We start from the raw sequence: 20,606 nt of genomic DNA on the forward strand, positions 1-20,606 counted from the left end.
CGGAGATCCTCGACGCTCTCGGCGAGCGAAACGTCATCGTCGTCTCGCCGATCGGCGGCCAGGGGTTCGTCTTCGGGCGGGGCAACCAGCAGCTCTCACCCGCCGTAATCCGGCGGTGTGAAATCGTGATCGTCGCCTCACGCTCGAAGCTCGACGAAACCGGGGTGCTCCGCGTCGATACTGGGGATCCCGACCTCGACGAGGAGCTTCGCGGTTGGACGCGGGTCCGGGTTGGGCGGGTCGAACGCCGGATGCTCCGAATCGTCTGAACGTCGCCATTATTATTAGACATATAATGAGCAGGTAGTGAATATTAATACCCCCCAAGGCATATCGCCGCCATGGATACGCGAAAGGTCCAGCGGCTGGGACCATCGACGTTGGCGATGACGTTACCCGCGGACTGGGCGAAAGAACACGGCGTCGAGAAGGGCGACGAGGTGACCTTGCGGCGAGGGAGCAAGGGCGCGCTGACGGTGATGCCCGAGTCTGCCGACCGGGAGGAAAGCGAGGCGATCATCCACGCCGACGAGCTCGACGCCCGAGCGGTCGAGCGGGCTATCATCGCCCAGTACGTGCTCGGCCGTCGGATCATCCACGTCGAACAGGAAGACGGAGCGCTCTCGTCTGACCACATCAACGCCATCTACGAGGCCGAGACCCAGCTCATGGGGCTGGGCGTGATCGAGGAGACCCCAGAGAGCATCGCGATCCGGTGTTCGGTCGATCCCGAGGACTTCACCCTTGACAACCTCCTCCAGCGCCTCGAAAACACCGGCAGCACGATGCGTGGCGAGGCGGTCAAGGCCCTCGCGATGGGCAATCCCGATCTCGCCCGCCGGGCACTCAACCGCGAACGACAGGCCAACAAGATCTTCGTCCTCCTGCTCAGACTGATCTTCACTGCCTACCAGAACCCGACGCTTGCGCGGGCGGTCGGGCTGGACGACGGGTTCGCGCTGATCGGCTACCGATCGATCGCGAAGAACCTCGAGCTCACCGCCGACAACGCCGAGGACATCGCCGAGATCGCCCTCGAATCCGAGGACCACTCGTTGAACGTCGACAGCGCGACGATGCGCCGCATCCGGGAGTTCACCGACCAGGTCGATGACATCACGGTACTGGCGGTCGAGGCGGCCGTCAAGCGCGATTACGACCTGACGATCGAGGTCCGCGAGCTGTTCAAGGAGATCTCCGATCGCGAGGACGAGATCCTGAACGACCTCCCCGAGATGGACAACGAGGACCTCCTGAAGGTTCGGGAGGTCCTCGTCAGCCTCCAGCAGACCGCCCAGTTCGCCATGCGGAACGCCGAGATCGCGGCGAACCTCGCGTTGAACAAGGAGAGCGAGCACGTCACGATTCACTGATCGGCTTTCGGGAACCACAACGCACTAATCGCCCCGTCCGCGTATGGCGAGACATGGCACGAACGACGCAGGTGACCTCAGACAAGGGGATCGGGATAGGGCTACTCTTCGGACTGCTGGCCGCCGGCGGCGCGCTCGCGATGGTCGCCGTACCGGGCGGGCTGATCAGCGCGTGGGGCTTCGCGGCGGCAATGATCGCCGGGACGATCCTCGTGGTGGCAGTCCACGCCTACACGTAGGCGGGAAATGTTAAAGTCCGTCTGTACCCTACATCGGACCAATGAGCGATATCACGGACGACGACCAGCGCATTCTCACCTACCTCCGTGACAGCGTTTCAGCTGGCGAGAGCTACTTCCGATCGAAACACATCGCGAAGGCGCTTGGTCTCTCATCGAAACAGGTCGGCGCGCGACTCCCGTATCTCGATGAGAAGACCGACGAGGTCGAAATCGAGAAGTGGGGCCGATCGCGCTCGACGACGTGGAAGGTCACCCTGAGTTGATCCGGCGTCTTTTTGGTCGCAGGCTTCCCGACTCGTAGTATGACTGTTCGGGTCCAGCGACGTTTTACGCTACCGGCGACCTGCGAGGAGGTCTGGGAGTTCATTTCGGACCCCGAGCGGCGTGCGCAAGCGATCAGCGTCGTCTCGGAGTACGAAGTCGAGGACGGATCGGGCCGAAAAGCGACCTGGTATATCGACATTCCAATCCCCGTGATCCGGCGGGCCGCCCGCGTCGAAACCGAGGACGTCACCCGAGATCCGCCGAACTACGTCGAGTTCGTCGGCCGCTCGAAAGTGATGCAGGTCACCGGTACCCACCGGCTTGAAGCGCTAGAAGACGGATGTCGGCTCACCAACGAGTTCGTCGTCGACGGTAAGCTCCCCGGCGTCGAGCGGTTCTTCAAGAAAAACCTCGATTCGGAGCTCGAAAATCTAGAGAACGCGATCCGAGAGTACCTCGACGAACGGCAATGAAGCTCGCGCTCGCCCAACTGGACATCGAACACGGCGCAATCGAGACGAACGTCGAGCGCGCGGTCGAAGCCATCGCCGAGGCTGCCGAGCGCGATGCGGATCTGGTCTGCCTGCCGGAGATCTTCAACGTCGGCTACTTCGCCTTCGAGGAGTACGAACGCGCGGCGGAGGGGTTGTCGGGGCCGACGTTATCGCAACTCTCCGAAGCTGCCGTCGAGTACGGGATCAACGTGCTCGCGGGAACGATCGTCGAGGACCTCGCGGCGACGACCGGGGCCGATACGCCCGCCGACGAAGGACTCGCCAACACCGCCGTTCTCTTCGGTCACTCGGGCGAGCGCCGGGCGATCTACCGGAAACACCACCTCTTCGGATACGAATCGGCCGAATCCGAACTGTTGGTGCCGGGCGAGGACCCCCGCTCGGGGATCTGCGAGGTCGAGGGGTTCACCGTCGGAATCACGACGTGTTATGACCTTCGATTCCCCGAACTGTATCGCGACCTCGTCGATCAGGGTGTCGACCTCCTGCTCGTACCGAGCGCGTGGCCCTACCCGCGCGTCGAACACTGGATGACGCTCGCGCGGGCGCGCGCCATCGAGAACCAGTGTTACGTCGCGACCGTCAACGGGAGCGCCGAGTTCGAGGGCTCGACGCTCTTGGGTCGCTCGACCGTTTTCGACCCGTGGGGGACGACGCTCGCGAGCGCTGCGGACGAACCGGCACTGATCACGAGCGAAGTCGATCCCGAGCGCGTCGAGCGGGTCCGCGAGGAGTTCCCCGCCCTTCGGGACCGGAGATCATAACGGTTCTACACCGGTAATCGGTCAGATCCGAGCAAACACGTTTATTAGGCTCGACCCCCGAGTAGGGGATGCCGAAGAGCGCTTTTCTCGCTTGACGGCACACACAACCCGCGTCGCGCTCCGCTGGACCGCACCCGGACGGTCCATCTCTCGCCTCGTTCCGTTCGTTCTAACAGCCGCCTAATACTGGTTAGCGTCTGTATACTGATAGTCAGTGGCGTGGTAGAACGGAGCGCTGGTGCAAGCCAGCACAGTGCCTATCGAACGGGGTCTAGCCCGGCCCCGTTTTCTGTTCCTCAGTCGTCGCCGGTCTTGATGTCCGCCGAGAGTCCCTGGGCCATCTCGATGTCCCGCGAGTTGTTCAGGGTGAAGGCGGTGCGCTCGGTGACGGCCTCGATGACCTCGCGCGCGCTCGGATACCCGTTGCCCGACTTCTTCACGCCGCCGAAGGGGAGGTGGACCTCCGCGCCGATACACGGCAGGTTCGCATAGCCGAGTCCGACCTCGCCGTAGTCCCGGAAGGCGTTGATCTGGCGGTAGTCCTCGCTTATGATCGCGCCCGCGAGCCCGTAGGGCGTGTCGTTGTGGATCTCGATGGCCTCTTCGACGTCACCCTCGTACTCCACCAGGGCGACGTGGGGACCGAAGACCTCCTCCTGCAGGCAGCGAAGCTCCGGGTCGTAGTCGATCTCGTAGACGAAGGGGCCGACCCAGTGGCCGTCCTCCGAGCCCTCCGGAAGTTCTCCTGAATCGGGCTCCGCGCGGTCGACCAGTACGCGCCCGCCCTCCTGTCGCGCGAGGTCGTTGTATTTGTGGAACTTCTCGACCTGACTGTCGTCCACGACGGGCCCCATGAAGGTGTCCTCGTCCATCGGGTCGCCGATCTTGACCGACTCGGCGAGTTCGACATAGCGCTCCTTGAACTCGTCATACAGGTCAGAGTGGACGATCAGGCGTTCGCTCGAAACGCAGCGCTGGCCGGTGGTCTTGAAGCTCGACATGATCGCGGAGTGAACTGCCGTGTCCATATCGGCCTGTTCGGTCACGACGATGCCGTTCTTCCCGCCCATCTCGCAGGCGGCCAGTTTGCCGGGTTCAGAACCCACTTTTCCCGCGATCTCGTGGCCGACCTCCGCGGAGCCGGTGAACAGCACGGTCGAAACGCGCTCGTCCTCGACGATGGCGTTACCGGCGTCGCCGAAGCCCTGGACCATGTTGAAGACTCCATCAGGGATGCCCGCGTCCTCGAACATTTCGGCGATGATCTGCCCGCAGCGAGGCGTCTGTTCGGCGGGCTTCCACACCACCGTGTTGCCCTCCACCAGCGAGACCGCCATGTGCCAGAACGGGATCGCGACGGGGAAGTTCCACGGGGTAATGCAGCCGACGACACCGCGTGGCTTGCGGCGCATGTAGGCGTCCTTTGCGGGGATCTCCGAGGGAACCACGTCACCGTGGGGATGGCGGGCGTTGCCCGCGGCCCACTCGACCATGTGCCAGGCCTCGGCGACGTCGGCCTTTCCCTCACTGATCTCCTTGCCACACTCCTCGGTGACGACCCGACCCAACTCGTCGTGGCGCTCTTTCAGTTCGTGGTAGATGTCCCAGAGGTACTCCGCGCGGTCGATGTACGAGAGGGCGCACCACTCCTCTGTGGCCCCCTCGGCGGCTGAAAGCGCGCGGTCGATGTCCTCTTCGGTGCCTCGGCGGAACTCGCCGAGCGTCTCGCCGGTCGCGGGGTTGACGCTCTTGAAGGTCTCGCTCCCCTTGCCGTCGGTCCATTCCCCGGCGATGTAGTGCTGCGAGGCGCTTGTGGCTTGTTGACTCATGATCGTCCGGGAGTTTGCGAGGCGAGGGTAAAAAGCTGCCCTCCAGTCGGATGTGGGGGCGGGATCGGAGCCGAAACCGAAGCGACGGATCAGTCCGCTCGTCGTTCGATTTCACCCTTCAATCGGGTGGCCTCGAACTCGTGGTCCGGGCGCAGGCGGACGAGATCGAGGAAGTCACGTGCGGCAAGCAGCGTCGCGGCGTCGTAGTGCTCGGCGGCGAGATCGACGGTACAGTTCGCTCCGAGCGCGGGTTCGAGCGTCGCGATCGCACAGGCGATGTCGTAGGCTCGCGCGGTCGAGAGCCCGTCCTTTCGGACGTTGGTCGCGTCGATGAAGTACAGTTCCCCGCCGTGGACGAGGACGTTCTCGCCCCGGAGGTCGCCGTGGGCGAGGTTGTTGGCGTGCATGAGCGTGAGCGCCGAGAACAGTTCGGACGCAAGCGCCTCGACCTCGGTGGATGGAAGTTCGTCGAGGGTACGAAACTCCGGGAGATATTCGAGGACGAGAACGCCGAACTCGTCGACGCCGAAGGCCTCGATCGGCTCGGGAGCGTTCAGCCCGATCTCGCGGACCCTCCGGGTGGCCTCCAGTTCGTGCTGGCTCATCGCCAGTGGGTCCTCGAAGCGCTCGAAGAACCCTTCCTCGCCCCGTGAGAAGACGCCGAGATTGCGCGCGCCAGTAAAGAGCGCCTGCACCAGCGCGTTCTGCGGGCTGATCACCTTTACGAACCATTCCTCGTCGACGACACACGGCGTCGAGAGCCAGTTGTCCGCCTCCAACACCGAGATGCGAACGCTCTCGCGGTCGTATCGCTTGGCGATCTCGCGACCGATTCGTTCGAGCTGTGGCTCGTCGACTCGCCCACGAATCAGCCGACGGAACTCCATTCACTGAACGAACGATCCCGAAGGGTATAGGCGCTTCGCGACCGGTCTATCACGGTCGTTCGCTGTTTTTAAGCCGACACTCGCGCAAGACGGGGTATGGATTTCAGGCTCCCCGACGAACACCGAATGATCCGGGACACCGTCCGGGACTTCTGTGAGGAGGAGATCGCGCCCATCGCCCAGGCAATCGAGAGCGAACACCGCTATCCCGAGGAGGTCTTCGAGCAGCTCGCGCAGTTGGACATCATGGGTGTGCCCATCAGCGAGGAGGACGGTGGACTCGGCGGCGATCAGCTGATGTACGCGCTCGTCACCGAGGAGCTGGGTCGGGTTTCGGGCTCGATCGGACTCTCGTATGCCGCCCACGTCAGCCTCGCCTCGAAGCCGATCGAGCTGTTTGGAACCGACGAACAGAAGGAGAGATGGTTGAAACCGCTCGCGGAGGGCGAGTACGTCGGCGGGTGGGCGTTGACCGAGCCCGGAAGCGGGTCGGACGCCTCGGACATGGATACCCGCGCCGAAAAGGACGGCGACGAGTACGTCATAAACGGCACCAAACAGTTCATCACCAACGCCTCGGAAGCCGGCTCGATACTGGTGAAGGCCGTCACCGACCCCGAGGCGGGCTACGACGGGATTTCGACGTTCATCGTCGACCCCCGCGAGGACGACGGCTTCGAGGTGACGACGATCTGGGACAAGATGGGACTGAACGCATCACCGACCTGTGAGATTCGATTCGACGACCTCCGTCTCCCCGAGGACCGCCTGCTCGGCGAGGAGGGCGACGGTTGGGACCAGACGAAGAAAACCCTCGACGGCGGGCGAATCAGCATCGCGGCCCTCTCCGTGGGGCTTGCGCAGGGCGCCTACGAGGCCGCTCGACAGTACAGCACCGAACGCGAGCAGTTCGGCCAGCCGATCTCGAAGTTCGACGCGGTTTGGAACACCGTCGTCGCGATGCACCGGAAGACCGAGCGCGCCCGTTTGCTCACCCACGACGCGGCCACGACCTACGACCGGGGCGAGGAGGTCACCAGAAAGAGCGCGCTCGCAAAACTCGACGCCAGCGAGGCCTGTCGTGAGGTCGCAGAGGACGCCGTGCAGGTCTTGGGAGGCTACGGCTACACCGAGGACTTCGCGCCCCAGCGTTTTTATCGCGACGCGAAACTGATGGAGATCGGCGAGGGCACCAGCGAGATCCAACACCTCGTCATCGGTCGGGAGATCGGGCTGTAAAACGGCCGTTCGGTGTAAACAGGTGTGGTGGCCGGTCCGAGCGTGGCTGCCAGTCCGGCAGCCACGTGAGGAGGGCGGGGAAAGGCTGGCGGTCGGTTACGAACCCGCGTACTCCTCGGGAGCCGCTTCGAACGATTCCTTGTGATCCGAACAGCAGAAGTAGTAGATCTCGTCGTCGAACTCCGTCTGGGCGGGCGCGTAGCTCTCCCCGCCGTAGCCCTCCTCGGAGCCGGGAGTGGTCTCTTCGATCTCGTTGTCACAGACCGGACAGTCGGTCATGGTAGGTATGCGTTGTGTCCCCGACGGCAAAAGTCACCGGTGTGCGACTGCCGGCCGCCGGGCGAAACCGGGTCTCGACGTGGAGTTTCGGCGGATACATACGCCCCCGATTCGTTCGTGACGGCAGATGGGTGCGACCGAGGAGAACGTCTTCGACGTCTATCGTGACCGGGTCGAGCGCCCGCTCGTCCGGTTGTTCCGTGTCTACGGGCGACCCGAGATCCGGTGGTTCGGACTCGGAATGGCCGCGAACGTCGTCGCCCGGCTCGCGAGCCTGCTTCCCCCGCTGGTGCTAGGGATCGCCCTCGATGCGATCTTCGTCGAGACCGAGCCCTTCTCGCTTCCCGTGGTTCCCGACGCGTGGCTCCCCGCGACGCAGTCGGGCCAGTTCTGGTTCTCGGCGGCGCTGATCTTCGGCGCCTTCCTCACGACGGCCCTTTTCACGTGGGTCTACGGGATCGCCGCAAACGTCTTCGCACATCGCGTGATGCACGCGGTTCGCACCGACAGCTTCGAGCGGATGCAACGCCTTGACATGCCGTTTTTCGACGACAAACAGACCGGCGAGGTGATGAGCGTGCTGAACAACGACGCCTCGAATCTAGAGGTCTTCCTCGACGACGCCCTGCAGAACTCCGCGCGGCTGGGCGTGATGCTGCTCGGGATCGCCGTTATCCTGTTCTATCTCAACGCCCAGCTCGCGTTCGTCACGCTGATCGCGGTGCCGGCGATGGTACTGTTTACCCTCTGGTTCATGCGGGTCGTCGAGCCGATCTACGTCGCCCAGCGCGCCAGCGTCGGCGACCTGAACACCCGCCTGGAGAACAGTTTAGGTGGGATCCAACTCGTCAAGACGGCCACGACCGAGGAGTACGAAACCGAGCGCGTTCGGCGCGCCTCCTACGAGTACTTCGAGCAGACGATGCGGGTAATCAAATACAACTACGTCTACCGGCCGGGCATGGAGCTGCTGGCGGGGGTCGCTTTTGGGACCACGTTCGTCGTCGGCGGGATCTGGCTCTTCTCGGGCGCGCCGGGTCCCTTCACTGGCGAACTCACGGTGGGCACGTTCGTCACGTTCCTGTTGATGACCCAGCGGTTCGTCACACCGCTCGCGGAGGTCTCGAACATCATCGACCAGTACGAGAACGCGAAGGCCTCCAGCGAGCGCGTCTTCGGGCTGATGGACATCCCCGTTCGGATCACCGACGCCCCCGATGCGGTCTCGCTCGACGATCCAGAGGGATGCGTCGAGTACGACCACGTCGACTTCGCCTATCCCGAGAACGCGCTCAAGGCGGCCGAGCAGGAGGCCTCGGGCGAGCGCGTTCTCCACGACATCGATTTCGAGGTCGAACCCGGAAATACCGTCGCGCTCATCGGGCCGACCGGCGCGGGCAAATCGACCCTGCTGAAACTCCTGTTGCGGCTGTACGAAGTCGACCGCGGCGAGATCCGCGTCGACGGCCACGACGTTCGCGACCTGACGCTGTCGAGCCTGCGGGGTGCGATCGGCTACGTCGGCCAGGACGCCTACCTCTTCGACGGTACCGTCGCCGAGAACGTTCAGTACGGTGACTTCGATGCGGGCGAGGAGCGGATCCGGGAATCCGCCCGCGCAGCCGAAGCCCACGAGTTCATCCTCGATCTGCCGAAGGGCTACGACACCCGGATCGGAGAACGCGGGGTCAAACTCTCGGGAGGCCAGCAACAACGGCTCTCGATCGCGCGGACGATCCTGCAGGACCCGGAGATCCTCATTCTCGACGAGGCGACCTCCGACGTCGATACCGAGACCGAGCGGCTGATTCAGGAGAGCCTTGACCGACTCACCGCCGAGCGCACGACGTTCGCCATCGCCCACCGGCTCTCGACGGTGAAGGGCGCCGATACGATCCTCGTGATCGAGGGTGGCCGGATCACCGAGCGGGGGACCCACGAGGAGCTTCTGGAGACGGGCGGGACCTACGCGACCCTCTGGGGTGTGCAGGCCGGCGAGGTCGAAACGGGTTCCGATTCGGGAGCCTCCGAGGACTGAAAAGCCGAACGGAGCAGTACGGTACGGTGGCCGGTCCGAGCGTGGCTGCCAGTCCGGCAGCTACGCGAGGAGGACGGGGAAAGGCTGGCGTCCTCAGCGAGCGGTTCGGATCCGAACCGCTCGCAAGTTGGCCTTTCTTAGGGACCTGAAACGGGCGACCAGCGCGAGGTCGCTTCGCGTCCCGTGAGCGAAGGCCGCTAGGCCGGGCGAGGGCTTTCTAGAACCCGACCGCCTGCCCGTCCTTCCGTGGATCCGACCCACCGATCAGGCTTCCCTCCTCGTCGCGGTAGACGACCTGGCCGCCACCCCAGTGACCACCCTCGCCGAAGAACTCACCTTCCTCGACGACCTCGTGGCCACGCTCTCGCAATCCCTCGACGACGGTATCGGGGAGCCGCGAGGTTTCGAGCGCGACACGAGTCCCGTCGAGCCAGCGGAATCGGGGTGCGTCGAGTGCGGCCTGCGGGTTCAGCCCGTCGACCATGTTGGCGGCGACCTGCAGGTGGCCCTGTGGCTGCATCGACCCGCCCATCACGCCCCACGAGGCGCGAAACTCGCCGTCCTCGCGGAGCATTGCGGGGATGATGGTGTGGAACGGCCGCTTTTCGGGCGCCAGCCGATTGGGGTGATCGGGATCGAGGCTGAACGAGTGCCCGCGGTTCTGCAGCGCAAAGCCGCCCACCGTGAGCCCGCTGCCGAAGCTCATGTAGATGCTGTTGATAAACGAGACGGCGTTACCCTGTGGGTCGACGACGGTGAGATAGGCCGTGTTCGCGTGTTCACTCGCCTTCGCACCGTACGTCTTCGCTTCAGGTCCGATTTCGCTCGCGCGCTCGCGTGCGTAATCCTTCGAGCGCATCGTCTCCGTGGGAACCTCGACGTGCGCGGGGTCACTCACGTGGGCGTAGCCGTCCGCGAAGGCGAGTTTGGTCGCCTCGATCAGTCGGTGGAGGCGGTTTTCGTCGGTCGGCTTGTCCTCGATCCCGAGTTCCACAGCGAGGTTGAGCGCTTCGAGCGCGACGATCCCCTGGCCGTTGGGCGGATGTTCGAGCACCTCGATCCCGCCGTACTCCGTGCTGATCGGCTCCTCCCAGGTGCTCTCGTGGGCCTCGAGGTCCGACAGTGAGAGCGTCCCGCCGTGGTCTCCGACGACATCGACGACCTCCTCGCCCAGTTCCCCGCCGTAGAGCGCCTCGGGGCCCTCGCGGGCGATCAGACCGAGCGACTCGGCGAACGTGGGGTTGGCGAAGTGCTCGCCGGGGTCGGGCGCTCGGCCGTCCCGCAGGAAGGTTTCGGCGCTCGTATCGAACCCGGCGATTCTGTCGGCGGCATTCTCCCACTGGCGGGCGACGTACTCGGTGACCGGGATTCCGGAGTCGGCGTACTCGATCGCGGGCTCTAAGAGATCGGCGAGGTCGACGGTACCGTAGGTATCAAGTAGCGTCGACCAGCCGTCGAGCGCGCCCGGTACCGTGACGGGCAGCCCTCCCGCGGTGGGCATGGCCGGCTCGCCGTTTTCCTCGGTGTCGGTTCGCTCGCGGTAGTCCTCGAGATCGGCGTCGGCGGGCGCCCGACCGCTCCCGTTGAGCGCGCGGTATTCGCCGTCGAACTGAGTGAGCGCGAACATGTCGCCGCCGATCCCGGTCATGTGGGGTTCGACGACGTTCAGTACGGCGGCGGTCGCGACCGCGGCGTCGGCGGCGTTTCCGCCCTCTTCGAGGGTTTTCACGCCCGTTCGTGCCGCCAGTGGATGGCTCGTCGCGACCATACCGTTTGGGGCCATGACCGCCGAGCGCCGGCCGGCGAACTCCCAGGGATACTCGAACTCCATGCCGGGCGTCCGTACCGGGGGGTATTCAATGGTGAAGAAGGGGCAAAGGGAGGCTACGGGCGATGCGGTGGCCGATCCGAGCGTGGCTACCAGTCCGGCAGCCACGCGAAAAGGGCGGGAAGGGCAAGCTCCCTAAGCGGTCCTGGCCGGAAACGAAAAGGGCGAAATACGCCTGTACAGGCGTGCTAAGGACTTTCGCGTTTAGGGGAACGTGCCGCCTTCCTCGAACGCGTTCACGACCCGCCCGATCGCGACGACGTAGGCCGCGGTCCGGAAGTTCGGCACGTCGTGTTCCTCGTACGCCTCGACGAGGTCCTCGAAGGCGGTGACGATCACGGCCTCCAGTTCGTCGTTCACCCGCTCTTCGTCCCAGTAGAAGCGCTGGCGGTTCTGGACCCACTCGAAGTAGCTCACGGTCACCCCGCCGGCGTTCGTGAGGATGTCTGGAAAGACGGTCACCTCGCGGTCGGTCAGCACGTCGTCGGCGTCGGGCGTCAGGGGGCCGTTGGCGGCCTCGACGATCACGTCGGCCTCGACCTCGCGGGCGAGCTCCTCGTCGATGGCGTTCTCGAGGGCCGCGGGCACGAGCAGGTCGACGTCGAGCGTCAGCAGCTCCTCGCCGGAGAACTCCTCGTCGGCACCCTCGTAATCGACGACGCTGCCGGTCTCGTCCTTGTGATCGCGCACGGCCTGCGTATCGAGGCCGGATTCGCCATAGATCGCCCCCGAGGAGTCCGAGACCGCGACGACCGTCGCGCCCTGCTCCTCCAGCAGATTCGCGGCGATCCAGCCGGCGTTGCCGTAGCCCTGAACGGCGACGGTGGCGTCCGCGATATCGCGGCCGAGGTAGGAAAAGGCCTCCCGGGCGGTGAGCATGGTCGAGCGACCCGTCGCCTCGACGCGCCCCTCGCTGCCACCGCTCTCGATCGCCTTGCCGGTGACGACGCCCGGCGCGGTGGTGTTCTCCAACGTCTCGTAGGTGTCCTTGAGCCAGTTCATCTCGCGCTGGCCGGTGTTGACGTCAGGTGCGGGAATATCGCGGTCCTCTCCGATGAGCGGGCGGAGTTCGGTCGCAAAGGCCCGTGTAATCCGTTCGAGCTCGGCCTCGGAGTACTCCGTGGGATCGATGACGATCCCGCCCTTCCCGCCGCCGTAGGGAATACCGACGATCGCACACTTATACACCATCCAGCCCGACAGCGCCTTTACCTCGTCACGGGAGACGTTCGGATGATAGCGGATTCCTCCCTTGTACGGCCCGCGATCCCCGTTGAACTGCGATCGAAAACCCCGAAATCGCCCCAGTGAACCGTCGTCGAGTTCGACCGAGAGGTTCGTCTCGAGGACGCGTTGGGGGTGTTTCAACCGATCGAGGACACCCTTATCGACGTCGAGATACGCGGCGGCGTCGTCGACCTGCTCCTGTAAACTCTCGAAAGGGTTGACTTCCTCGGCCATTGGTTACTTTCACACCGGGTGCGATGTTAAGCGTGCCGGAACACGGGGTTATATCGTGACGGATCAGGTACCGTCGGAATCGGCGAGGGCGGCCCGCTCGCGGATCCGTTCGGCCCGCGCGATCAGCGGGGCATCGATCATCTCCCCGTCGACGCGAAAGACGCCACGAGCGTCCCGGTCGGCCTGTTGTCGGGCGTCAAGCACTCGGTCCGCCCACTCGATTTCGTCCTCGTCGGGCGTGAACGCGTCGTTGATCGGTCCCACCTGAGCGGGGTGGATCGCCATCTTGCCGTCGTAGCCCAACTGGATCGCGAACCGGGTCTCATCGGCGAGCCCCTCTGTGTCCTCGATGTCGGTGTAGACGGTGTCGATCGCCTCGCAACCGGCGGCGCTGGCGGCGATCACGACCCGCTCGCGGGCGTAGAGGACCTCCGTTCCGTCCGAGGTGCGGGTCGCGCCGATATCCGCCGAGAGGTCCTCGGCACCGAAGACGAGCGCGTCGGTGGGGCCGTGTGAGGCGATTTCGGGTGCGGCAAGCACGCCCGCCGCGTTCTCGATCAGCGCGAGGACGGGAAGCGAGTCACCGTACTCACGGACGGCCTCGTCGAGCGCCGCCAGGTCGTTCGTCCCGGTTACTTTCGGTACCATCAGACAGTCAGGCCGGACGTGTTCGAACATCGCGAGGTCGTCCTCGAACTCGGGATTGACCCGGACGCAGACCTCGCAGTCGGGATCGAACGCCGACTCCGCGAGGATCTCGGCGACCGCCTCGCGGGCCTCGGTCTTTCGTTCGGGGGCGACGGCGTCCTCGAGGTCGAAGACGATCACGTCCGCGCCCGAACCGGGCGCTTTGCGGAGCATCTCGGGGCGATCGCCGGGTGTGAACATGACGCTTCGACGGACCATGGGGGACGTTCGGTCGCCTTCCGTATGTACCCCGACGAAGGAGAAGGAGACGTTTATGTCGTTGGCGGGCCGACATCTATCGTGGACAGTTCGACTATCGGCGTCGCGCTCCTTCAGGGGGGAGGGCTCGATTGGGTCCGGACCCTGGTCGAGACGGCGACCGGATGGCCCGGCGTCGGTATCGTGTTCGTTTACTCCTTTCTGATCGCGTTCGCGTTGCCGGGCCCGAGCGAGATCGTCCTGGCGGCGCCGCTCGATATCACCCCGTCGCGGGTGATGACGCTCGCCGTGATCATCCTAACCAGTGCGACCGGAAAGGCCATCGGGAGCGTGTTCGCGTTCCACATCGGACAGGAGGCCAAACAGGCGGGTCCGATCGTCCGCTGGCTCGAACGCTCCCGGTTCGACATCGTCGCGTGGTCCGAGAAACAAACGGTCGAGATCGCCCAGAAGTACGGCTACGTGGGGTTGGCGCTCGCGCTGTGTGTCCCGTTTTTCCCCGATACGATCTCGCTGTACGCCTTCGCCGTTTTAGAGGGGAACTACTGGCGGTTCGCGGTGGCGACGTTCGTCGGAAGCCTCGGACGGCTGCTCGTGACGCTCGGCCTCGTCGGCGGGTTGACGAGCGTGATATAGTACGGACGAGCCGCGAACGCCAGCGTTTTCGGGGTTCGTACCGATCCCGAACGCATGTCCGGTCTGTACTACGAGGACGTTACGGTGGGCGAGACGATCGAACACGAGAAGCGTCGCACGGTGAGCGAGGCGGACAACCAGCGCTTCTGTGATATGACGATGAACCAGCAGCCCCTCCACCTCGATTCGGCGTTCGCCGCCGAGAGTCAGTTCGGCGAGCGCATCGTCAACGGGTTGTATACGATGAGCCTCGCCGTCGGGCTCTCGATCCCCGAGACGACCGACGGAACGATCGTCGCGAACCTCTCATACGACGACGTTTCACACCCTGCACCGGTGTTTCACGGCGATACGATCCACGCGCGCTCGACCGTGACCGAGAAACGCGAAACCAGTGACGGGGAGCGTGGCGTTGTCACCATGCGCGTCGAGGCGTTCAACCAGGACGACGACCTGGTCTGTGAGTTCGAGCGGACCGTCCTCTCGCTGAAGCGGGAGCACTAGGTCGCAGCGAGAAGCAGCGCCGCGTTGATCAGCGAGGCGATGGTCCAGGGAATCGCCAGCCCGAGCGGAACGACCGCGGCGTAACTCGCCGGGAGGACGCTCCGACCGAGAAAGCCGACCCCGAGCGCGAACAGTTTGAGCGCGCCGAGCGCGACGTACCCGAACCGCTCCAATCCGAACCGAGCGATCGGGTTCCCCTCGATCAACCCCCGCTCGATCCCGTGATACGTGAGAACGGTGTCCGCAAGCATCGACGCGAGGACGACCCCCCAGAGCGCCGTCTCGTGTTCGGCGAGCGCCTCCCAGATCCCCACCTCGTGTGTCGACATCCACTACACGTGCGTGAACTGTCGGTATTGTTATCGATCGCCTAGGGACCGATGGGAGGGACCCTAAACGTCCCTTCCGATCCGGCTCGCGCCGACGGGTGGTTCCCCACCCTGGGTGACAGCGACAGATGATCGGTGGCTCAGAGAACCGTCCCGTGTTTCTTCTCGGGGAGGTCTTTTTCGAGCCCCTCGTAGAACGCAAAGCGGTTGACCAACTCCTCGCGCAGGTCGCTCGGCGGGACGATATCGTCGATCACGACCTCGCTGGCCATTCGGTGGACGTCGATGTCGTCTCTGTATTCCTCGCGCAGGTCGGCCTCGCGTTCGGCGCGCTCTTCGGGATCGTCGATGTCGTCCAGTTTGTTGCGATAGACGGCGTTGATCGCGGCCTCCGGTCCCATGATGGCGATCTCGCCGGAGGGAAGCGCGATCGTGCTCTCGGGGTCGTATGCGGGCCCGCTCATCGCATAGATGCCCGCACCGTAGGCTTTCCTGACCACCACGCACTGTTTGGGCACCGTCGCCGAGGAGGTCGCGTAGATCATCTTCTTTCCCTTCTCGAGGATGGCGTCCTTTTCCACTCCGGAGCCGGCCATGAACCCCGGCGTGTCACAGAGATACAGCAGGGGAACCTCGTAGGCGTCGGACTTCCAGATGAACTCGGCGGCCTTCTCGGCGGCGTCGGGGAAGATCGCCCCCGCGCGGTGGTTCGGCTGGTTGGCGATAATTCCCACAGGACGGCCGTCGATCCGGGCGTAGGCGGTAATGATCTCCGCCCCGTAATCGGGTTTGAGCTCGAAATACGAACCCCGGTCGACGACTCGCTCGATCAACTCACTCATGTCGTAGCCCCGATTAGGTTCTTCAGGCACGACCGAGTCGATCCCCTCTGGTGAGCGTTTCGGCGGCTTCGCTTCTCTTCGTGGGGGTTTCTCACCGGCCTTATCGGGCAGGTAGGTGATTAGCTGGGCGACGAGGTCTCTCGCATGCTCCTCGTCGCGCGCGACGAGGTCGGCGCTGCCGGAGTGTTCGGCGTGGACCCGCGGCCCACCCAACTCCTGCATGTCGATCTCCTCGCCGGTGACCATTTGGACCATTCGTGGGCTCGCGATCGCCATCGCGCTCATCTCCTCGACCATCACGGTAAAGTCGGCAAAGACGGGGGTGTAGGCCGCACCCGCAATGCAGGGCCCGTACAGCACGCAGATCTGGGGGACTCGCCCCGAAAGCATCGAGTGATTGTAGTAGTACTTCCCGATCCCCTCCCGGTTGGCGAAGAAGCCACGCTGTTGGTCGATTCGACCCCCTGAGGAGTCCATCAGATAGAGGACTGGCTTCCCGTTTTTCAGCGCGCGCTGTTGCATCCGGAGGAACTTCTCCACACCTTTGCCGGCCATGCTGCCGGCTTTCACGGTGAAGTCGTTGGCCATGAAGTGGACCTCTCGGTCCTCGAACTCGGCGGCTCCCGTGAGCAGGCCGTCGGCGGGCAGTCGATCCTCGGAATCGAACTCGGCGAACCTCCCGTCCTCGAACAGGGGTCCGTCGGGGAACCACAGGTCGAGCCGGTCCCGAACGAACAGTTTGCCCTGTTCGGAGAGGCGCTCCTTGTACTTCTCGGGGCCGCCGCGCTCGATATCGGCGATCTCCTCACAAAGGAGGCGTTCGCGTTCCGTGGGTCCGAGGTCGTCCTCGTATTCGACCGTTGCCTCCCGTATGGCGGTCGGTTCTTCGTCGTCGCCGACGTAGATCTCGACCTCGTGTTCGACGTGTGCTGCGAGCGCGGCGGCGATCGCGGAGGCCTCCTCCTCGCTCGCGCCCGCGCTGATCCGGACGTCCATACCCCGTTTGTGCGGGGTGATTTGAAACCGTTTTCCATTGAAGATTCGTCCTCGTGGGTTCCCACGCCGAGGATCGCCACCACCTTTTAGTGACTCACTGTAATTAGATCTAATTACAATGGTGGGCGAGAACACAACAAGAACCGACGAGCGAGTCTCGCGCCATGACCTGCTTCTCGGGCTGATTCCAAGCGCGTACGCCGTCGGCCTCGCCGCACAGGCGGTGCTTTCGGTCTCCCTTCCGGCGGTGTTGGTTCTCGCATCGCTCGTCGCTGCCACGGGCGTGCTCGATGCGGTCGTCGTCCACCCGCCCGCGTAGTGCCTCCCGAATAGCAGGTGCAAGAACAACGTTTAGGCGGTGTCGGCGTTCACAGTCGATCACAGGATGAGCGCCACGACATACGATCTTCGCGAGCGGATGGCAACGGTAGAGGAGGCGTCGGCTGATCGAACGGCACTCGTCACGGTCGCGATCCCGCCCGAGGAGGACCTCGAAGCGGTTCGAAACCGGATCGAACGCGATCACGCCCAGTCCGAGTACGGCGATTCGGGGCCGACGAACAGCGACGTCGAGGAGTCGCTCGAAGAGCTTCGACGGATCCTGCGCGAGTACGAAACCGTTCCCGAGAACGGACTCGTCGCCTACGTCGGCGTCGTCGACGAGGAACGGGTGGAGTACGTCTTCGACGATCTGCCCGCCCCGATCGAGGCGTTCGTCTACGAGCAGTCGAACGAGTTCGACACCGAGCCCCTCGAAAGCATGACCGAGCCCTCGGCGACCTACGGCCTGCTCGTCGTCGAGCGCGGCAGCGCGGCCCTCGGACGACTGGAAGGCGAGGAGGTCGTCCCGATCGACACGCTGGAAAACGAGGTCGCCGACGAAACCCCGACGGAGGACAACGCGCCCGAAGGCGTCGAGGGTGGGGACCTCGAGGGACGACAGACCGAGTGGAAGGAGGGCTTTTTCGACGACGTGGCCGACGCGGCAGAACGGGCCTTCCTCGGTGAGGACCCCGTCGACGAACTCCTCGTTGGCGGGACCGAGATCACGGTCGAGGAGTTCACCGGCGACGACCGCCTCGACCACCGGCTTCGTGACCGACTCGCCGGCACCTACACCGTCGAGTACGCCTCCGAACAGGGACTCAGACAGCTCGTCGATCGCGCCGAGTCGGAGCTGACCGACGCCGAGGACCGACCCGCCCGCGAGGCGCTCGATCGCTTCTTCGACGCGGTCGACGACGGCGAGGAGGCCGTTTACGGACGCGAGGACGTCGACGAGGCACTCACATACGACGCCGTCGAGACGCTGCTGCTCTCGGAGTCGGTCCCCGTCGAGGAGGCGAGCGAACTCGCCGAACGCGCCGAGGAGATCGAGGCCGATCACGTGGTCATCCCCATGGAGATCGAGCGTGGAGAGCAGTTCGAGCAGGCGTTCGGCGGCTACGGCGCGCTGTTGCGTTTCGAGATCGAATAGGCCGCCTCCGTGTCCGGCGAATGACACCGAACCGGCGGTTCGATGGTGGGACTATCCGCCGTCGGATCGTCCGACGCAGCGGCCGTATAGCCACCACGGAGCATCGAGCACCATTAGCAGTACGAGAGTCACATCGAGTCCCAGTACGAACCCGTCAGTAACACGTAACGAGAGCTACACGGCGAGGGCACTGATGGCGACCCTCCGTACTCGGCTCGGATTCCACTCGAAAAGGGCGGATCGAAGCGCGGACATCGCTCGAACAATAGATCCTCTCTGACCTGTTCGTTTCGGGCGCACTTACGGGACCGTTTTCGGCGGGCGCTGGGAGGTTCGTCGGTCGGGGATCAGTTCAGCGTGTCTTCCAGTCGGTCGATCAGTTCGGTCGAGCCGACGTAGACGGGTACGCGCCCGTGGAGTTCGTCGGGGTCGATATCGAGGATCGAGCGCTCGCCGTCCGAGGAACGTCCGCCGGCGGTCTCGACGATATACCCCACTGGATTGCCCTCGAACTGGAGGCGGAGTTTTCCCTCGGGGGCTGACTCCAGAGCGGGATACGCGAAGATTCCGCCGTAGGTGAGTACCTGATTGACGTCGCCGATCATCGAACCCCCGTAGCGAAGTCTGAGACTCTCGTCGCTCTCGATCCTCTCGACGAAGCTCGAAAAGTCGTCGGTCCAATCGGGAACTCGGCCACCAAACCCGTAGACGGCGGGATCGTCGGGCAGGGAGAGATCCGCACGGACGGATTCGCGCTCGCCGTCGGTCACGACGTACTCGGTGACCTCACCCTCGGCGGCGGCCGCCATCGTGGTGATCGGGCCATACAGGACATAGGTCGCCCCGACGAGGTCGCGCCCGGCGGCGGGAAGCGGGGCGTCGTAGACCCCGACGATGGTCCCCATCGTGTTGTTCGGCTTGAGGTTCGAGGAGCCGTCGAGCGGGTCCACCGCGACCGAGAGACCGTCCCCCGTATCGACCGCCTCCGCGGTCTCCTCGCTCGCGTACTGTCCGACCCCGTCGATCGCGCCCAGACGCTCCTCAAGGAGATCGTCGGCGTAGTCGTCGGCGGCGAGTCTGAGCTCGCCGCTGGGGTTCTTTCCGGCGGTTTCGGCCCGCCGTCCGGGGAGGGCGGCGCGGATCTCGGGGGCGGTGCGTGCGACGGCCTCGAAGACAGCCTCAACGGTGTCCGAGTGATCCCCCATCAGTCGTCGGAGGGGGCGGCCGTTTCGGTTGCCGCGAGCGCGTCGGCGGCGCTCGCCTCCTCAAATATCACCTGTTCGAGTCCATCGAGCAGTGCCGTTGGGTTCTCGCGCTGGAAGACGTTCCGACCGACGGCGAGCCCCGAGGCCCCGGCGGAGATCGCGCTCTCGACGGTCTCGAGAAACTCCCTGTCGCTCGCTTTCGACCCGCCGGACATCACGACCTTGCTCTTTCCTGCCATCGCACAGGCGTGTTCCATCGCCTCGGAGGAGCCGGGATATTTCACCTTCGTGATGTCCGCGCCGAGTTCCAGCCCCAGCCGGGTGGCATACGAGATCACGTCGGGCTTGGTGTCGTTTTTCAGCCCCTGCCCGCGCGGGTACGACCACATGACGACGGCCATGCCCTCGTCGCGGGCGGTTTCTTGGACGTCGCGGAACTCCTCGGCCATCTCGACCTCGTGGTTCGAACCACCGTAGAGGGTGAAGCCGACCGCGTCCGCACCCAATTCGGCGGCGTATTCGGGCGTGCAGTTGACCGCCGAGTCGTACTCGCCCATCCAGAGGTTCGAGGTGCCGTTGACCTTCAAGAGGAGATTTACGTCGTCCTCGTAGGAGGGGTAGTACGTCTCGGCGATGCCTTTCTGGACCGCAACGGCGGTGACCGCGTCGTGGGTGGCAGCCTCGAACACGCGCTCGGGGTCCATCGTTTCCGGAACCGGCTCGAAGTCCACGGGGCCGTGTTCGAGCCCGTGGTCGTACGCGAGGATCAGTGCCTTCCCGTCGCGGACGATCGGGGAATCGGTTAGCGGGAGCATCTGTTTCAGGGTTCAGTTACCTGCTATAAGAATCTACTGCCGTGCGTTCGTGGTATCAGTATCCTATCAGGCGAGTAGGAGGGCTGTAACCCGGACGACGACCAGATGAGGAAAATAACTAGCTACTAGAATAGTAAATTTCGTCCGGCACGTTTAGGACCGTTCCTGATGAACGTC

21 protein-coding genes and 1 pseudogene are annotated in these 20,606 nt (G+C 64.4%); 12 read left to right on the top strand and 10 right to left on the bottom strand.

Features of this window, described 5'->3' with window-relative positions:
- From EAO80_RS06380 to EAO80_RS06405, 6 genes and pseudogenes are all read left to right on the top strand, one after another.
- Window positions 1–269: pseudogene (locus EAO80_RS06380) on the top strand (NAD(+)/NADH kinase); the annotation flags it as partial.
- 72 nt (window positions 270–341) lie between these two features.
- On the top strand, window positions 342–1,373 hold the full coding sequence (locus EAO80_RS06385) for a phosphate signaling complex PhoU family protein (RefSeq protein ID WP_122089098.1): 1,032 nt from the start codon (window positions 342–344) through the stop codon (window positions 1,371–1,373).
- Between the two features lie 53 nt (window positions 1,374–1,426).
- Window positions 1,427–1,612: a DUF7525 family protein gene (locus EAO80_RS06390; RefSeq protein ID WP_122089099.1), complete on the top strand. Its 186-nt coding sequence runs from the start codon at window positions 1,427–1,429 to the stop codon at window positions 1,610–1,612.
- Window positions 1,613–1,653: 41 nt separating this feature from the next.
- Window positions 1,654–1,878: a DUF7123 family protein gene (locus tag EAO80_RS06395; RefSeq protein ID WP_122089100.1), complete on the top strand. Its 225-nt coding sequence runs from the start codon at window positions 1,654–1,656 to the stop codon at window positions 1,876–1,878.
- Window positions 1,879–1,917: 39 nt separating this feature from the next.
- Window positions 1,918–2,352 (top strand): SRPBCC family protein, encoded by a 435-nt coding sequence (locus EAO80_RS06400; protein WP_122089101.1) that lies wholly within the window; start codon window positions 1,918–1,920, stop codon window positions 2,350–2,352.
- Entirely contained in the window at window positions 2,349–3,158 is an 810-nt protein-coding gene (locus EAO80_RS06405) for a carbon-nitrogen family hydrolase (protein ID WP_122089102.1), read from the top strand. Before EAO80_RS06400 ends, EAO80_RS06405 begins: the two co-directional genes overlap by 4 nt.
- Before the next feature lie 296 nt (window positions 3,159–3,454).
- On the opposite strand, the gene EAO80_RS06410 is transcribed toward EAO80_RS06405, so the two are convergent.
- On the bottom strand, window positions 3,455–4,987 hold the full coding sequence (locus EAO80_RS06410; protein WP_122089103.1) for an aldehyde dehydrogenase family protein: 1,533 nt from the start codon (window positions 4,985–4,987) through the stop codon (window positions 3,455–3,457).
- A gap of 89 nt (window positions 4,988–5,076) precedes the next feature.
- A complete protein-coding gene (locus EAO80_RS06415) occupies window positions 5,077–5,874 on the bottom strand; it encodes an RIO1 family regulatory kinase/ATPase domain-containing protein (RefSeq protein ID WP_122089104.1) in 798 nt (265 codons plus the stop codon).
- 96 nt (window positions 5,875–5,970) lie between these two features.
- On the opposite strand from EAO80_RS06415, the gene EAO80_RS06420 reads away from it, so the two are divergent.
- Window positions 5,971–7,113: an acyl-CoA dehydrogenase family protein gene (locus EAO80_RS06420; protein WP_122089105.1), complete on the top strand. Its 1,143-nt coding sequence runs from the start codon at window positions 5,971–5,973 to the stop codon at window positions 7,111–7,113.
- 96 nt (window positions 7,114–7,209) lie between these two features.
- Here the strand turns inward: EAO80_RS06420 and EAO80_RS06425 are convergent, their stop codons facing one another.
- Window positions 7,210–7,392 carry a YHS domain-containing protein gene (locus EAO80_RS06425; RefSeq protein WP_122089106.1) on the bottom strand — a complete coding sequence of 61 codons (183 nt, stop codon included), beginning with the start codon at window positions 7,390–7,392 and terminating at the stop codon, window positions 7,210–7,212.
- A 127-nt stretch (window positions 7,393–7,519) separates the two neighbouring features.
- Here EAO80_RS06425 and EAO80_RS06430 point away from each other — a divergent pair, with 127 nt between their 5' ends.
- Window positions 7,520–9,430 carry an ABC transporter ATP-binding protein gene (locus EAO80_RS06430; protein WP_122089107.1) on the top strand — a complete coding sequence of 637 codons (1,911 nt, stop codon included), beginning with the start codon at window positions 7,520–7,522 and terminating at the stop codon, window positions 9,428–9,430.
- 217 nt (window positions 9,431–9,647) lie between these two features.
- Here EAO80_RS06430 and ggt read toward each other — a convergent pair whose 3' ends face one another.
- From ggt to EAO80_RS06445, 3 genes are all read right to left on the bottom strand, one after another.
- Window positions 9,648–11,261 (bottom strand): gamma-glutamyltransferase, encoded by a 1,614-nt coding sequence (gene ggt / locus EAO80_RS06435; protein ID WP_122089108.1) that lies wholly within the window; start codon window positions 11,259–11,261, stop codon window positions 9,648–9,650.
- A gap of 201 nt (window positions 11,262–11,462) precedes the next feature.
- Window positions 11,463–12,719: a Glu/Leu/Phe/Val family dehydrogenase gene (locus EAO80_RS06440; protein ID WP_122089109.1), complete on the bottom strand. Its 1,257-nt coding sequence runs from the start codon at window positions 12,717–12,719 to the stop codon at window positions 11,463–11,465.
- 63 nt (window positions 12,720–12,782) lie between these two features.
- Complete coding sequence (locus EAO80_RS06445; RefSeq protein WP_122089110.1) at window positions 12,783–13,625, bottom strand: HpcH/HpaI aldolase/citrate lyase family protein; 843 nt, start codon at window positions 13,623–13,625, stop codon at window positions 12,783–12,785.
- 81 nt (window positions 13,626–13,706) lie between these two features.
- On the opposite strand from EAO80_RS06445, the gene EAO80_RS06450 reads away from it, so the two are divergent.
- Both EAO80_RS06450 and EAO80_RS06455 read left to right on the top strand, forming a co-directional pair.
- The gene (locus EAO80_RS06450; protein WP_245998495.1) at window positions 13,707–14,261 is read left to right on the top strand and encodes a YqaA family protein; all 555 of its coding nucleotides are present in this window, start codon (window positions 13,707–13,709) and stop codon (window positions 14,259–14,261) included.
- Between the two features lie 54 nt (window positions 14,262–14,315).
- A complete protein-coding gene (locus tag EAO80_RS06455; protein ID WP_122089112.1) occupies window positions 14,316–14,765 on the top strand; it encodes a MaoC family dehydratase in 450 nt (149 codons plus the stop codon).
- Here the strand turns inward: EAO80_RS06455 and EAO80_RS06460 are convergent.
- A complete protein-coding gene (locus tag EAO80_RS06460) occupies window positions 14,762–15,094 on the bottom strand; it encodes a DUF5658 family protein (RefSeq protein ID WP_122089113.1) in 333 nt (110 codons plus the stop codon). The two genes, EAO80_RS06455 and EAO80_RS06460, sit on opposite strands and share 4 nt — an antisense overlap.
- Window positions 15,095–15,234: 140 nt before the next feature.
- On the bottom strand, window positions 15,235–16,932 hold the full coding sequence (locus tag EAO80_RS06465) for an acyl-CoA carboxylase subunit beta (protein ID WP_122089114.1): 1,698 nt from the start codon (window positions 16,930–16,932) through the stop codon (window positions 15,235–15,237).
- 118 nt (window positions 16,933–17,050) lie between these two features.
- On the opposite strand from EAO80_RS06465, the gene EAO80_RS06470 reads away from it, so the two are divergent.
- Entirely contained in the window at window positions 17,051–17,251 is a 201-nt protein-coding gene (locus EAO80_RS06470) for a hypothetical protein (RefSeq protein WP_122089115.1), read from the top strand.
- A gap of 66 nt (window positions 17,252–17,317) precedes the next feature.
- A complete protein-coding gene (locus tag EAO80_RS06475; protein WP_122089116.1) occupies window positions 17,318–18,409 on the top strand; it encodes a baeRF10 domain-containing protein in 1,092 nt (363 codons plus the stop codon).
- 347 nt (window positions 18,410–18,756) lie between these two features.
- On the opposite strand, the gene EAO80_RS06485 is transcribed toward EAO80_RS06475, so the two are convergent.
- Together EAO80_RS06485 and EAO80_RS06490 are read right to left on the bottom strand one after the other, a co-directional pair.
- Window positions 18,757–19,614, bottom strand: a complete 858-nt coding sequence (locus EAO80_RS06485; RefSeq protein WP_122089117.1) for a class 1 fructose-bisphosphatase — start codon at window positions 19,612–19,614, stop codon at window positions 18,757–18,759.
- The gene (locus EAO80_RS06490) at window positions 19,614–20,429 is read right to left on the bottom strand and encodes a class I fructose-bisphosphate aldolase (protein ID WP_122089118.1); all 816 of its coding nucleotides are present in this window, start codon (window positions 20,427–20,429) and stop codon (window positions 19,614–19,616) included. Before EAO80_RS06490 ends, EAO80_RS06485 begins: the two co-directional genes overlap by 1 nt.
- Window positions 20,430–20,606: the final 177 nt, after the last annotated feature.

It is taken from the genome of Halalkalicoccus subterraneus (assembly GCF_003697815.1).
GTDB classification, from domain to species: domain Archaea; phylum Halobacteriota; class Halobacteria; order Halobacteriales; family Halalkalicoccaceae; genus Halalkalicoccus; species Halalkalicoccus subterraneus.